Annotated in this window: 13 protein-coding genes and 1 pseudogene; 8 read left to right on the forward strand and 6 right to left on the reverse strand. The window is 45.8% G+C overall.

What is annotated here, in order from left to right; all coding sequences use genetic code 11:
* Positions 1 to 22 precede the first annotated feature (22 nt).
* The gene (locus NQS30_RS18700) at positions 23 to 856 is read right to left on the reverse strand and encodes a mechanosensitive ion channel family protein (protein ID WP_015239400.1); all 834 of its coding nucleotides are present in this window, start codon (positions 854 to 856) and stop codon (positions 23 to 25) included.
* A gap of 6 nt (positions 857 to 862) precedes the next feature.
* On the reverse strand, positions 863 to 1,984 hold the full coding sequence (yfkAB, locus tag NQS30_RS18705) for a radical SAM/CxCxxxxC motif protein YfkAB (RefSeq protein WP_014417201.1): 1,122 nt from the start codon (positions 1,982 to 1,984) through the stop codon (positions 863 to 865).
* 146 nt (positions 1,985 to 2,130) lie between these two features.
* Here yfkAB and NQS30_RS18710 point away from each other — a divergent pair, with 146 nt between their 5' ends.
* Complete coding sequence (locus tag NQS30_RS18710; protein WP_003155558.1) at positions 2,131 to 2,316, forward strand: SE1561 family protein; 186 nt, start codon at positions 2,131 to 2,133, stop codon at positions 2,314 to 2,316.
* A 100-nt stretch (positions 2,317 to 2,416) separates the two neighbouring features.
* Entirely contained in the window at positions 2,417 to 3,208 is a 792-nt protein-coding gene (gene pdaA / locus NQS30_RS18715) for a delta-lactam-biosynthetic de-N-acetylase (protein WP_003155556.1), read from the forward strand.
* 34 nt (positions 3,209 to 3,242) lie between these two features.
* On the opposite strand, the gene NQS30_RS18720 is transcribed toward pdaA, so the two are convergent.
* The 3 genes from NQS30_RS18720 to corA all read right to left on the reverse strand — a co-directional run bounded on the left by NQS30_RS18720 (position 3,243) and on the right by corA (position 5,824).
* Positions 3,243 to 4,103 carry an NAD(P)-dependent oxidoreductase gene (locus tag NQS30_RS18720; protein ID WP_015417037.1) on the reverse strand — a complete coding sequence of 287 codons (861 nt, stop codon included), beginning with the start codon at positions 4,101 to 4,103 and terminating at the stop codon, positions 3,243 to 3,245.
* 50 nt (positions 4,104 to 4,153) lie between these two features.
* A complete protein-coding gene (locus tag NQS30_RS18725) occupies positions 4,154 to 4,801 on the reverse strand; it encodes a hypothetical protein (RefSeq protein ID WP_061581196.1) in 648 nt (215 codons plus the stop codon).
* A gap of 63 nt (positions 4,802 to 4,864) precedes the next feature.
* Entirely contained in the window at positions 4,865 to 5,824 is a 960-nt protein-coding gene (gene corA / locus NQS30_RS18730; RefSeq protein ID WP_007408518.1) for a magnesium/cobalt transporter CorA, read from the reverse strand.
* A 106-nt stretch (positions 5,825 to 5,930) separates the two neighbouring features.
* On the opposite strand from corA, the gene NQS30_RS18735 reads away from it, so the two are divergent.
* Together NQS30_RS18735 and rlmD are read left to right on the forward strand one after the other, a co-directional pair.
* On the forward strand, positions 5,931 to 6,794 hold the full coding sequence (locus tag NQS30_RS18735) for a DNA-3-methyladenine glycosylase family protein (protein WP_167340563.1): 864 nt from the start codon (positions 5,931 to 5,933) through the stop codon (positions 6,792 to 6,794).
* Positions 6,795 to 6,928: 134 nt separating this feature from the next.
* The gene (gene rlmD / locus NQS30_RS18740) at positions 6,929 to 8,329 is read left to right on the forward strand and encodes a 23S rRNA (uracil(1939)-C(5))-methyltransferase RlmD (protein WP_021493862.1); all 1,401 of its coding nucleotides are present in this window, start codon (positions 6,929 to 6,931) and stop codon (positions 8,327 to 8,329) included.
* 170 nt (positions 8,330 to 8,499) lie between these two features.
* Here rlmD and NQS30_RS18745 read toward each other — a convergent pair.
* A pseudogene (locus NQS30_RS18745) lies at positions 8,500 to 8,661 on the reverse strand (aminotransferase-like domain-containing protein); the annotation flags it as partial.
* A 488-nt stretch (positions 8,662 to 9,149) separates the two neighbouring features.
* Here NQS30_RS18745 and NQS30_RS18750 point away from each other — a divergent pair.
* The 4 genes from NQS30_RS18750 to acoA all read left to right on the forward strand — a co-directional run bounded on the left by NQS30_RS18750 (position 9,150) and on the right by acoA (position 13,285).
* Positions 9,150 to 9,422, forward strand: coding sequence for a YfzA family protein (locus NQS30_RS18750; RefSeq protein ID WP_085341825.1), 273 nt, complete (start codon positions 9,150 to 9,152; stop codon positions 9,420 to 9,422).
* Between the two features lie 964 nt (positions 9,423 to 10,386).
* Positions 10,387 to 11,370, forward strand: coding sequence for a tRNA dihydrouridine synthase (locus NQS30_RS18755; protein ID WP_007408522.1), 984 nt, complete (start codon positions 10,387 to 10,389; stop codon positions 11,368 to 11,370).
* 156 nt (positions 11,371 to 11,526) lie between these two features.
* Positions 11,527 to 12,027, forward strand: a complete 501-nt coding sequence (locus tag NQS30_RS18760; protein ID WP_085341826.1) for a DUF6884 domain-containing protein — start codon at positions 11,527 to 11,529, stop codon at positions 12,025 to 12,027.
* A gap of 256 nt (positions 12,028 to 12,283) precedes the next feature.
* Complete coding sequence (gene acoA, locus NQS30_RS18765; RefSeq protein WP_007408524.1) at positions 12,284 to 13,285, forward strand: acetoin:2,6-dichlorophenolindophenol oxidoreductase subunit alpha; 1,002 nt, start codon at positions 12,284 to 12,286, stop codon at positions 13,283 to 13,285.
* Position 13,286 lies beyond the last annotated feature (1 nt).

The following is a 13,286-nucleotide window of genomic DNA, read 5'->3' on the forward strand; positions in this document are numbered from 1 at the left end:
AAAGCTGATTCCGGTTCGGGAATCAGCTTTTTTGTGTGTGATACATTTCCTCGAGCAATTGCACATTGTTGTTGTACAGCTCCCGGGCAAGAACGCGTCTCACCGCAAGGCTCGCTGAGAAGTATTCTGTGTCTTGAACCATGCCTTTTACTGTAAATTCAATGCCTCTGGTTAATTTGTTCAGACTCATAATTCCATGCACTTGAAACGGCTCCGTCGCATTGAGAAATTCATCCCGCTTCAGTGAATCGCGAAGCTCATCATTGAGCATGTCGCAGGCTTTTTCTAAGACGGCATATACCCGCTCGGGATCTTCCTTGTAACTGATCACGACGGACTCGGTAATCCGCATAAAATCAATGTTATAGTTTTGAAGCTGTCTGACCTCACCGTTAGATATGGTAAGCAGCTTGCCGGTCCACTCACGGATCTGGAGGGAACGGAGTCCGATTTCTTCGACTGTGCCGTTGAACAGATTGTTAATCGTCACATAATCACCTTTATGAAGCTGGCGTTCGTATATTAAAAAGACACCGGCCAATATGTCCTTGATTAACGACTGGGCGCCGAAACCGATGACGATACCGGCAACACCCGCCCCGGCTAAAATTCGGCCGAAATCATGAACGAATAAAGAAATGACGTAAAAGATAAAACCGATCGTCGCCGTATACTGGGTGATGGATCGGACGAGGCTTTCAATCGTTTTCCCTTTCCGTTCCTCCAAGAAATCCGTGCGTTTAAATAACATCTGGACAAAGCGGTTGATCAGAAAAACACCGGCGTAAAGCACGAGAGCGACGATGATGATCTCAACCACTTTGCTTTTCAAAATGTCCGTAATTGTCGTTTCCATCTTTTGTTAACCTCTGGCTTTTCGTAATGAAAAATCTGTGTCCTGATAATAACTGTTTTTGACAAGGACGTTCGGGCCGAGGCACCGGACGTTTGTGCAGCGGCAGTTCAGCTCTTTGCTCAGCTTCGTCTGTCTCCACTTGTCATATGCTTCGGGAAGGCTGTCTGTTTTAATATTGCCGAGCGGCGGTGTATCGCCGAAATCCGTGACAATGATATTTCCGTCAAAAATGTTGACATTCAGGCGGGAGCGGCCGTCAGGGTCGTTTCGCACCGTAACGTTTTTCGCTTCCCGCAGGCGGCGGAGGAGCTTCTGGTCTTCTTCATCAGGGCTGCATGCGTAAAACGGGAGCGTACCGAACAGCATCCATGTCTCTTCATCGCGAATGTCGAGCAGATGATGAATGGCCTGTCTCATGTCCTTCAGACTGAGTGATTCAAGCGCGCTGGCGAAATCACTCGGATACATCGGATGGACTTCGTGCCGCTGGCATTTCATTTCTTCGGTAATTTGCCGATGAATATGTTCAATATGCGGCAGCGTCCGTTTGTTCAGCATCGTTTCCGCTGAAACCATTACGCCTGCTTCGACCAGCGTGCGGCTGTTTTCAATCATTTTGTCAAAATAGCGCGCCCGCTGTTCAAATGTCGGTTTCTTCTCCATCATCGCAAATCCGATGTCGGCAAAGTCCTCGACCGTTCCCCAGTTGTGAGAAATGTGAAGGACGTCCAAATAAGGAATAATCCGTTCGTAGCGCCCGATATCAAGCGTCAGGTTTGAATTGATCTGTGTGCGCACGCCGCGTTCATGGGCATATTTCAAAAGCGGGACGACGTATTCCTTTACCGATTTCAGCGAAAGCATCGGTTCGCCGCCCGTAATGCTGATAGAGCGTAACAGAGGAATTTCATCAAGCCGCTTTAATAAAAGGTCGATCGGCAGCGCATTCGGGTCTTTCGGCTGGAGCGTGTACCCGACGGCGCAGTGCTCGCATCTCATATTGCACAAAGTCGTCGTTGTGAATTCAACGTTCGTCAGTTTCATATCTCCATACTGGTCGACATCCATGTACGCTTCCCAAGGATCGTACTCCGGTGTGATCGGACGCAGTGTTGTGTTTTGTGTCATGACTATCTAACTCCTTTATAAATGGGGCATACTAACGTCTGCCAACTGTTAATTTTAGACCTGATCTGCCAAGATCGCAAGTAGCGGAACCATTGAAAAACGGCAAAAAATACGCTACCATTATAAAAAATGAATGGAGTGGAAGTATGGGGAATGCAGTAAACAGCAAAGATCAGCAGCTCGATTACCTGAAGAACAGACTCGATATGTTTATGAATGTCATTGATTCATTAGACCCTGAATCAACGGACGTTGAAGATATAGACCGGCTCATCGGCATGCTTGATGATCTGGAAGCAAAATACGAACGCTTTAAAAAGGATTGGGAATAAACCCCGGCGGATGCCGGGGTTTTTCTTTTTCCATAATGCGGCTGTATAAAAGGGCAGGGCCTACTGCAAAATAAGGAAAAATGCAGAAGGAGTGCTGGTCATGAAATGGTTTTGTTCAATTTGCTGCATGGCCGTTTTACTTGCGGGGGGCATCAACAGCGCAGAAGCCGTGCCGAATGAACGGATAAACTGGGGATTTAAACGCAGCGTCAATCATCAGCCGCCGGATGCCGGCAGACAGCTGGACAATCTGGTCAAAAAATATGATGCCTTTTATTTGGGCAATACGAAAGAAAAGACCATCTATTTAACGTTTGATAATGGATATGAAAATGGGTACACCCCGAAAGTGCTTGATGTGTTAAAAAAACATCACGTCACGGGCACTTTTTTTGTCACGGGTCATTTTGTGAAAGAGCAGCCTGATTTGATTAAACGGATGTCAAAGGAAGGCCATATCATCGGCAATCATTCTTTTCATCATCCTGATCTGACGACAAAAACGGGCGATCAGATTCAAGACGAACTCGATTCCGTCACGGAAGCTGTGTACAACATTACCGGAAAACGGGACAACCTGTATCTCCGTCCGCCGCGCGGCGTATTCAGCGAATATGTCCTCAAAGAAACGAAGCGCCTCGGCTACCAAACCGTTTTCTGGTCCGTCGCATTTGTCGACTGGAAGGTTAACGAGCAAAAAGGGAAACAATACGCCTATGATCACATGATAAAGCAGGCTCATCCCGGCGCGATCTACCTTCTCCACACCGTTTCAAAGGACAATTCAGAAGCTCTGGACGATGCCATTACCGATTTGAAAAAAGAAGGCTACACGTTTAAAAGCATTGATGACCTGATGTTTGAGAAAGAAATGAAGCTGCCGCGCCTGTAGAAAACACCTCTCCTGGTAATGGAGAGGTGTTTTGTTATTTCAGGCATTTAATCAAAGCGGCCCAATCCAGATCCCCGAAGCCTTGTGCGATCCCGCTTTCAAAATGGCTCTTGGCCAGTTCGGCAAGAGGGAGTTTTGCGGAAACCTGTTCTGCGGCGGCGAGCGCCAGATTGGTATCCTTCAGCCCTAAAGACATTTTGAAACCGGCCGGCTCAAATTTCTCCTCAGCCATGATCGTGCCGTAATTTTGATAGACGGGAGAGCCAAAGAGCGCGCCGGCGATTTCTAAAAATTGTTTTTGTTCTAACCCGTACTTCTCCATCATTAAGAACGATTCAGATAACGCCTCAAGCATGGACACGAGCAAGAAATTGACGCTGATTTTCGCGGCGTTGGCCGTTTTTGTTTCTTCACCAGTGTCAAATACTTGCTGACTCAGGATGTTAAGCAGCGGTTCGGCCTTTTTCTTCGCTTCCGCCGGTCCGGCTGTGATGATGCGAAGCTCGGCCTTCTCGGCGGCATCGGGGCGGCCGAGGACGGGAGCGGCAATAAAGGACTGCCCTCTGCCCGAATGTGCGGCGGAAAGCTGTTCTGACAGCGCCGTACTGATCGTGCTCATTGAAATATGAATGCCGTTTTCAGATAACCCGGCAATAATGCCGCAAGCTCCGAACGTTACGTCTGTTACGGCGTCATCGTCTGACAGCATGGACAGCACGATGTCCGCATGTTCAGCTGCCTGTCGGGGCGTTTCGGCATATTCTGCCCCTTTATCCAGCAGGTCAGCCGCTTTTTCTTTCGTCCGGTTATATACAGTCAGACTGTATCCGGCTTTCATGATATTTTCGGCGATGGGGCGGCCCATATTGCCGAGTCCGACGATGGCGATCTTCATTTGACAGTCCCTCCAATGAAAAGTTTTCCACCATTATACATGCAAAATGGTTAATCTGCTGTGTACAGGATTGCCACTTTCAGTTCAGGTTCTGAAGACCATCCGGAGTCTGAGGCGGCTTTCCCCTTATAAAATTCGGTAAATCGGGTTTTGATGATTGTTTTTGAACGGGGTTTTACAGTGAACGTTTTTGATTTGAATGTGACGTCCTTTATGTTTTCTGATAAATCCGGGGTGACAGAAATGGTTTGTTCCCCTTTTCCGTAATGATTGATATAAAGCGTGCAGCTCATGCCCGCTCTTTTTCGCTCAACCAGATGACTGCATTCGCTGCGGTGCTTCAAATACTCGACAGCCTCTTTTTCGGGCGCGAACTGTTTTAAGGAAAAAACGGCATATTCGGTGGCAGGACTGATACCGGAAGCGGCCCCCATACTGAGAAAGATCAGAAACAGCCCCGCCGCGGGAAGCGTCCGCCTGAACGCGGCGGCACACCAGATTAACGCCGCAAAGTAAAGCACGACCCCGGGAATGACGGAGATATGGGCTCCATCTTCCGGCCAAGAGGAAAAGCCGAGTAACTCAAAGATGTAATCAGACACCGTACGGCCGTTATACAGCGGGGCAATGGACATGACACTGAAAGCCAGGAGGACAGAAGAAATGATTTTGTGAGAAAGGATGGTAACGGCGCACACCTCTTTACGTTTTTTTCCAGACTATCATGTTTTCTCAAAAAAAAGAACAGCCGGCAGCCGTTCTTACTTGAAAATATTAAACCAGCCTTTGCGGGCGAACCAAAACAGCATGGCGGCCACAAGAACGGCCATTACGCCCAAAACGATAAAATACCCGTATTTCCAATGAAGCTCAGGCATGTTATCGAAATTCATGCCGTAAACCCCTGCGATGAACGTCAGCGGGATAAAAATGGTCGAGACGATGGTTAATGTCATCATAATGGCGTTCATCCGGTTTGAATTCAGCGTCACATAGCTGTCCCGCAAATCTGACGTCATATCACGGTTTGACTCGATCAGCTCAGCCAGTTTTAACAGGTGGTCATAAATATCGCTGAAATACGCTTTCGTTTCACGGCTTTCTTTTACATGGTCAAGGCTCAAAATCCGGTACATTAAATCGCGCATCGGAATGATCGTCCGCCTCAGGTTCAAAAGATCAGTCCGCAATTCAAACACTTCATTCATTAAAGTGCCGTAAGATTTATGTGTTCTGCTGTCTTCAATTTCATTCAGCCGGTCTTCAATTTTGTACAGCACGGGGAAATATTCATCGACAAGCTGATCCATAATCATATAAGTGATGTGCCCGGGCCCTTTTTTGGCTAATCCCGGAGAAGCGAAAAACCGTTCTCTCACCTTTGAGACGCCGGGTGATTCGTGCAAATGGAAGCTGACGATGAAACGGTCGGACTGAAAAATGTCCACCTCTTCCATTTCCAGTGTGTCCGGGTTCAAGGCGTGGAGCACATAAAAACGGTAGCCGTCATAATGGTCGATTTTCGGCCGCTGCATATGCTGAAAGCAATCCTCGATCGCAAGCGGATGAAAGTGAAAATAATCACGCAGCAGCTCGGTTTCATGCATCTCAGCGCCGAAAAAATCAATCCAGTACCATGCGATGTCCGGTTGTTCTGTACGTGATAGGGGGATATTATCTAATATCTCATTATGTGTTGTGATTGCGGTTATATGTATCATAAACAACCCTCCGCCTGCCATTATATCATGCGGCGTTATGAAGAAAAGTATACGAATTGCCGCCCGGCCGCTTCATGATATACTTGGACAAAAAGGGGTGGAGCATATGTGGAAGGAAACGGTTTCGGTCACACCGCCGTATCATTTTGATAAAGTCCTTGAAAGGATGTCGCTCGATCCGCTGAATGCGGTCGATCTTCATGCAAGATCAATCAAAGTGCCGCTCAGAACACGGGACGGCAAACTGTCCGTCATCACGGTTCAAGCGGAAGGCACCGCCGCAGACCCGGTCTTTCTCGTCAGCGGAGAAACGGACCGCGAGGAGATGATTGAACGGATCAAACACATTTTTCAGTGGGAGCAGCCGCTTCAGCCTGTGCTTGATCATTTCTCAAAAACAAATCTGTCGGCGCTTTTTGAGGAGCATGCGGGAACCCCGCTCGTCTTGGAATATGACGTCTACAACTGTCTCATGAAATGCATCATCCACCAGCAGCTCAACCTGTCCTTCGCTTTTACTTTAACGGAACGGTTCGTCCATTCCTTCGGTGAACAAAAAGACGGCGTCTGGTGCTATCCCGAGCCGAAAACGATCGCGGGGCTTGAGTATCAGGACTTGCGGGAGCTCCAGTTCAGCATGAGAAAAGCGGAATATGCGATTGACATTTCACGGATGATTGCAGAAGGAGCGCTCAATCTGGCGGAACTTACCCATTTGTCGGATGAAGACATTATGAAAAAGCTGATCACCATCAGAGGCATCGGCCCGTGGACCGTCCAAAACGTCCTCATGTTCGGCCTCGGCCGCCCGAATCTGTTTCCTTTGGCGGACATCGGCCTGCAAAACGCCGTCAAACGCCGCTTCGCCCTTGAGGATAAACCGTCAAAAGACGTGATGCTCCAGGTAAGCAGCGAATGGGCGCCGTATTTAAGCTATGCGTCCTTGTACTTGTGGAGAAGTATTGAATGATGAGGATTTTTGGAAACTTCCAGTGAAAAACATGAAGGAACCGCCGGCTGCATGTTATACTGAAAAGATGTGATATTTCAAATCAGCCGTTTTCCCAGGAGGAAGGCTTTATATAGAAACGGAGAGAAAAAAACGTGAATCAACATCAAAAAAAGGCGCCTGCCGAATTGAAAATCGGACAGACATTTCCGCTGACCATCAAACGTCTCGGCATTAACGGAGAGGGCGTCGGCTATTTTAAGAAAAAAGTTGTCTTCGTTCCCGGCGCTCTGCCCGGTGAAGAAGTCGTTGCCGAAGCGACAAATGTGCAGCCGAAATTTTCAGAAGCACGCGTCAAAAAAATCCGCAAGCCGTCTGAACACCGTGTCACGCCGCCATGCCCGGTCTACGACCAGTGCGGCGGCTGTCAGCTTCAGCATCTGGCATACACCCAGCAGCTTCGCGAAAAACGCGACATCGTCATTCAGTCTCTGGAACGTCATACGAGATTCAATGTCGAAGAAATGAACATTAAAGATACGATCGGAATGGACAACCCTTGGAATTACCGGAACAAAAGCCAGTTTCAAGTCGGACGCTCGCAAAGCGGCAGCATCATTGCCGGCTTATACGGACTTGATTCCCATAAAATCGTTCCGATTAAGGAATGCATTGTCCAGCATCCGGCGACAAACAAAACAACGGGTATCGTCCGCCGTATTTTGGAAAAACACAACGTATCCGTTTATAACGAACGGACCAAAAAAGGCGATGTCCGCACCATCGTGACGAGAGTCGGTTTTGAAACAGGCGAAGTGCAGGTCGTGCTTGTCACCGCGAAAGAGACACTGCCGAATAAAGACGAGATCGTCAAAGCCATTCAGAACCGTCTGCCGGAAGTGAAATCGATTATTCAAAACGTCAACGGCGCGCGCACATCCGTCATTTTCGGTGACAAAACAAAAGCGCTGGCCGGAAGCCATGCCATTCAAGAAGTGCTCGGCGACGTGTCATTTGAACTGAGCGCCCGCGCCTTCTTCCAGCTCAACCCTGAGCAGACGGTCAAGCTGTATGACGAAGTGAAACAAGCGGCTCAGCTGACAGGAAAAGAAAAAGTCGTAGACGCGTATTGCGGCGTCGGTACGATCGGCATGTGGGTTTCAAACGGCGCAAAAGAGATCCGCGGCATGGACGTCATTAAAGAATCAATTGACGATGCGAAGAAAAACGCCAAAAAACACGGCATCAAAAACGCGGCATATGTCACAGGAACAGCCGAACACTGGCTCCCGAAATGGACGAAAGAAGGCTTCCGCCCTGACGTGGTCATCGTCGACCCGCCGAGAACCGGCTGTGACAGAACATTTTTAGATACCATCAAAAAAGTAAAACCGAAACGCTTCGTCTACGTATCCTGCAATCCTTCCACACTGGCGAAAGACTTGCAGACGCTGTCGAAGGACTATCGCGTCGAATATATTCAGCCTGTTGATATGTTTCCGCAGACGGCTCATGTGGAAGCCGTGGCGAAGCTTGTATTAAAATCGTCTAACTAAAATAAACAATTCGTAATCAGACCTGGATTTCGGTAAATTAAACAATTCCGATTTCCGGGTTTTTTCATGTTTTGCCCTTGTCCTATCTGTCTTTTGTCTTTATTTAACTGATAAAAAGAGTTGAAAAAAACGTATGGAAAAGCAAGTGAAAAAAAGCCAAGTAGGCTGCTTTCTATTAACACTTTCTTTTTTCCGTTTGGAAAAGGCATGACAGACAAAATATGAAGATCTTGTTGTGAACCAGAAGCAATAACAAGTCGTTCAAGTTCCGTGAATACTTGTAATTTTAGTTAATATTTTGTAAACTTCTTTCTTAAAGAATAAAGTCCCCGACACTCATCGGCACATCTACTATTGGCGATAGTTGTAATAAATGATAAAAAGAAGGTGAAACCGAATGAGAGATATTGGAACCTCAACCACTGAACGAAGGTTCTGAAGCAGAAGCTGTAAAAGGCAAGGTTGCTTACTTACACTAATCACAACGGCAGTTGGCACATCTACTATTAGCAACAACTGTGGATAAAAGATCAAACACACTAAAAAAGCATGTTTGGTCGTTATACATGATATGAAAGCCTAGACAGGAAAAAAGGACCCCAATCATTTTCCTTATTCCCAAAGAAGGAATAAATCCGAGGCGGAAACGCAAGTGATAACAACTATTACAGTAATACCTGCGATGGTTATATCCTTAATAAGTAATTATCGCGACAATCATGCTTCATACTATAATGATGTTAGATTGTCACTTGGCTAAAAAGTATTGCAGAAAAGGAAATGGATAATGAAATGGATAAAGTAAACAAAAAAACGGCCGTTGTATAAAAAAAGTTGGTTTCTCACGGTTTTGGCATTTTTAGTTTCACAGCTTTATTTTAATTTTGTAGAATTAACGGGATGGGGTCCTAATTATAGAGAAATGAATGGATTCCCAGCAAACATAGCTGAACTGGATTTCTTTCAAACATATCTTTCATTCTATGATAATCCATGGTTTAATATTGTCACTGTTTTCTTGGGGGTTTTCACTGTTATACAAATCATCACAGGTATAACAAAGGATATTCGAAATGAAAGCAATAACTTCTGATGCCTTATTTAATGATGAAAGAAACTTTCTTATTAATCTTATGAATGAAGACTGCGGCACTTAGTCAGCAGTCTATTTTATTGGTTTTGGATCAGGATTACCGAATCGTAACCTTATCCAAACATTTATAGGTAATTGTATAAAGATATTAACATATGGGGTTTGAAAGCCAATCGACCCTTAGTACATATACTGTATAGAGCCAGAAAAAAAGCAATCTTTGTTAGCCACTTGCTGCGTTGGTTATTTCTAAACCATGAGCAAATCCCAAAAGATCCAGATTGAAGTACTTGAATTCTGTTAAGTTCGAGTTTATTTTCTCTTCCCATCCCATCCTCTTTACTCCATGTGATTCACAAGCGGTAAGTTAAGGCTTTTTCTATTTACATTCTCTTGAGTACCCAGATATACCACCCCCAGCCCCATTTGCTTAATCAAATTATTTTTTCGCAAATGATATTGAGATACGGATATGGTGCAGCGTTAAATATTTTATCTTCGATAACAGGACAATTATTTTGCATTGGTAATAGGGAGAACTCATATGATATTCTATTTAGGTTGGAATCCTTTTGTCCAAAAAGAGCAAAAGTAAGGCCGCTAAGAAAAATGAAGGTCAGCGCTACTATTAATAAACCACAATATAAATAAAAAATAGGTGTAGATAATCATCACACTTTTTTCTCTCTCAAACCCTTTTAAAGGTTAAGGAGTTGGCTGAGTTGATCAGAAATGAACGATATGGGGTTAACTATAGCGATAGTCTATTACGTTAACTCAATTGATGTGTTCTGCTTCAGTTTGCTTTTCACTTTTTCACGTGTAAAAAGTGAAATGTTCAAAATTTACTATCGTTTGATAAGAAGTGCTGACACATGCTATAAGTGTAAAAGAAGCATGGTCAGTTTTTAATTTTGGGATCAAGGTTTGGCTGTATCCCATCATGAAAGGATTTGGATTTGTTATGACAGATAACTTCTGGCGTGAATTACCACGGCCATTTTTTGTACTGGCACCAATGGAAGATGTGACGGATGTCGTTTTTCGCCATGTTGTGAGTGAAGCCGGCAGACCTGATGTGTTTTTCACAGAGTTTACAAACTCAGAAAGCTATTGTCACCCGGATGGGAAGGATAGTGTGCGCGGCCGTTTGACTTTCACGGAGGATGAACAGCCGATGGTTGCCCACATATGGGGAGATAAGCCTGAAAACTTTCGCCAAATGAGTATTGGGATGGCGGAATTAGGGTTTAAGGGCCTGGATATCAATATGGGCTGTCCTGTACCTAATGTGGCGGGGAATGGAAAGGGAAGCGGCCTGATTTGCCGTCCTGAAGTTGCAGCCGAATTAATACAGGCGGCGAAAGCAGGAGGTCTGCCGGTAAGTGTGAAGACCAGACTTGGCTACACGGATATAGACGAATGGCGCGGCTGGCTGACACACATACTGAAACAAGACATTGCGAATCTTTCCATTCATCTGCGTACAAGAGCGGAAATGAGTAAAGTAGATGCGCATTGGGAGCTCATCCCGGAAATCAAGAAACTTCGTGATGAGATAGCGCCGGATACCCTATTGACGATCAATGGGGATATTCCTGACCGTGAAACCGGCTTGAAACTCGCTGAACAATACGGTGTTGACGGGATTATGATTGGACGAGGCATTTTTACTAATCCATTCGCCTTTGAAAAGGAGCCGAGAGAGCATAGCAGTAAGGAATTGCTTGATCTTTTGAGATTACACCTGGATCTTCATGATGAATATTCAAAAGCAGAAGCTCGAGCATATAAACCGCTCCCCCGCTTTTTCAAGATATATCTCCGCGGATTCCGTGGAGCAAGTGAATTAAGAAATCAATGCATGAATACAAAGTCAACAGATGAAGTGCGTGCATTGCTCGATGACTTTGAGAGAAAGTATCTTGATGGGATGGAGCAAGAGTGACATAAATACCTCTTCATCCGGCCCGGATTTCGGTTTGAATTCCGGGTCTTTTTGTGTGCAGTTTTTACCCAGACAGATCCATGGCCAGTTTCGTCATGCAGAAATAAACGAATCATGGTACATTGATAGGAGATACATCATAAAGGGGAGAGAAAAATGAAACGACTGTGCATCATCCCCTGCGGCAAGAAAAAAATTTGGGATGTCCATTCAGATACAGGTCCGGTAAGGGCGGAAGACGCTTATCTCAGCCCGTTTCATCAGGCGTGCGAGCGTTATGCGAAAGCATTTTTCGATGAGTGGGTAATTTTGTCGGCAAAGCACGGATTCCTTCGTCCGGATGATATGGTTCCCGGAAATTACGATGTCACTTTTGGAACCGGTCATCCGGAGATCATGGCAGCGGACGAGCTGCGCCGTCAATTTCATGAAAAAGGCTTTTCCGACATCGAAGAGCTTGTCATGCTTGGCGGGAAAAAATACCGAAGCGTCCTAAACGCCGTCATCGGAGAGCATCAGCATATCACCTGGCCTTTGTCATCGTATAAAGGCATTGGCTACATGCTTCAAGCGCTGAATCGGGCTGTTGAAGAAAAGCATGAACTGCAGCACGTGGATATGAAAAAAAAGAGTGTAACCACTCAAACGCCACGATAGACTGTATGCAGAAGAATGAAGCAGTTAAAAGATTTCCGAGGAAATAAATACGTCGATCATTGTCAAAGACAGGGTGATGCCCGGTCTTTTTTGTATGCTTTAAAACGAGACAAAGGGAACAGATTGAGACAAAATGAGACACCTGTCTCAAACTGTCTCCATTGTAAAAATAAAAACATTCATTTTACGGGCTTCAAAGGCTGGCATGCTTCTTGCATTTATAAGTGTGAACCCTAAATAGAAGGAGGCGCACAAAATGGAATTGTTAAAACGAGAAGGCTTGTCATTAACTGAGGAGAAAGCGCTGTGGATGTACCAAAAGATGCTGGAAATCAGGGGCTTTGAAGACAAAGTGCATGAACTGTTCGCGCAAGGAGTGCTTCCCGGATTCGTCCATTTGTATGCCGGTGAAGAAGCGGTAGCTGCGGGGGTGTGCGCTCATTTAGATGATGGCGACAGCATTACAAGCACACACAGGGGACATGGCCATTGTATCGCCAAAGGCTGTGATCTGGACGGCATGATGGCGGAAATATTCGGAAAAGCGACCGGACTGTGTAAAGGCAAAGGCGGTTCTATGCACATTGCGGATCTTGATAAAGGCATGTTAGGCGCAAATGGAATCGTCGGGGGCGGATTCACGCTCGCATGCGGATCAGCGCTCACGGCTAAATATAAACAAACTAAAAATGTAAGCGTTTGCTTTTTTGGGGACGGAGCCAATAACCAAGGGACCTTCCATGAAGGGCTGAACTTAGCGGCAGTATGGAACCTTCCTGTCGTGTTCATCGCCGAAAACAACGGCTACGGCGAAGCCACGACATTTGAGTACGCATCAGCCTGTAATTCAATCGCCGATCGGGCGGCTGCCTACAACATGCCGGGGGTCACGGTGGACGGAAAAGATATTTTAGCAGTTTATCAGGCAGCCGGGGAAGCGATAGAAAGAGCAAGAAACGGCGGAGGCCCATCTTTGATTGAATGTATGACTTACAGAAACTACGGCCATTTCGAAGGGGATGCCCAAACTTATAAAACAAAGGATGAAAAGACTGAGCATCTTGAAGAAAAGGATGCCATTCAAGGCTTTAAAAACTATCTTCTAAAAGAAACAGATGCAAATAAACTGTCAGACATCGAACAGCGTGTCAGCGAATCGATTGAAAAAGCCGTCTCGTTCAGCGAAAAGAGTCCATATCCGAAAGAGTCAGAGCTGTTGACAGACGTCTACGTGTCATATGAAAAAGGGGGAATGTGAG

The organism is Bacillus sp. B1(2022) (assembly GCF_040259625.1).
Lineage (GTDB): Bacteria > Bacillota > Bacilli > Bacillales > Bacillaceae > Bacillus > Bacillus velezensis.

Coding starts and splice junctions, on each gene's coding strand:
- NQS30_RS18700 (WP_015239400.1), bottom strand. CDS start 856: ATGGAAACGACAATTACGGACATTTTGAAAAGCAAAGTGGTTGAGATC.
- yfkAB (WP_014417201.1), bottom strand. CDS start 1,984: ATGACACAAAACACAACACTGCGTCCGATCACACCGGAGTACGATCCT.
- NQS30_RS18710 (WP_003155558.1), top strand. CDS start 2,131: ATGGGGAATGCAGTAAACAGCAAAGATCAGCAGCTCGATTACCTGAAG.
- pdaA (WP_003155556.1), top strand. CDS start 2,417: ATGAAATGGTTTTGTTCAATTTGCTGCATGGCCGTTTTACTTGCGGGG.
- NQS30_RS18720 (WP_015417037.1), bottom strand. CDS start 4,103: ATGAAGATCGCCATCGTCGGACTCGGCAATATGGGCCGCCCCATCGCC.
- corA (WP_007408518.1), bottom strand. CDS start 5,824: ATGATACATATAACCGCAATCACAACACATAATGAGATATTAGATAAT.
- NQS30_RS18735 (WP_167340563.1), top strand. CDS start 5,931: ATGTGGAAGGAAACGGTTTCGGTCACACCGCCGTATCATTTTGATAAA.
- NQS30_RS18755 (WP_007408522.1), top strand. CDS start 10,387: ATGACAGATAACTTCTGGCGTGAATTACCACGGCCATTTTTTGTACTG.
- NQS30_RS18760 (WP_085341826.1), top strand. CDS start 11,527: ATGAAACGACTGTGCATCATCCCCTGCGGCAAGAAAAAAATTTGGGAT.
- acoA (WP_007408524.1), top strand. CDS start 12,284: ATGGAATTGTTAAAACGAGAAGGCTTGTCATTAACTGAGGAGAAAGCG.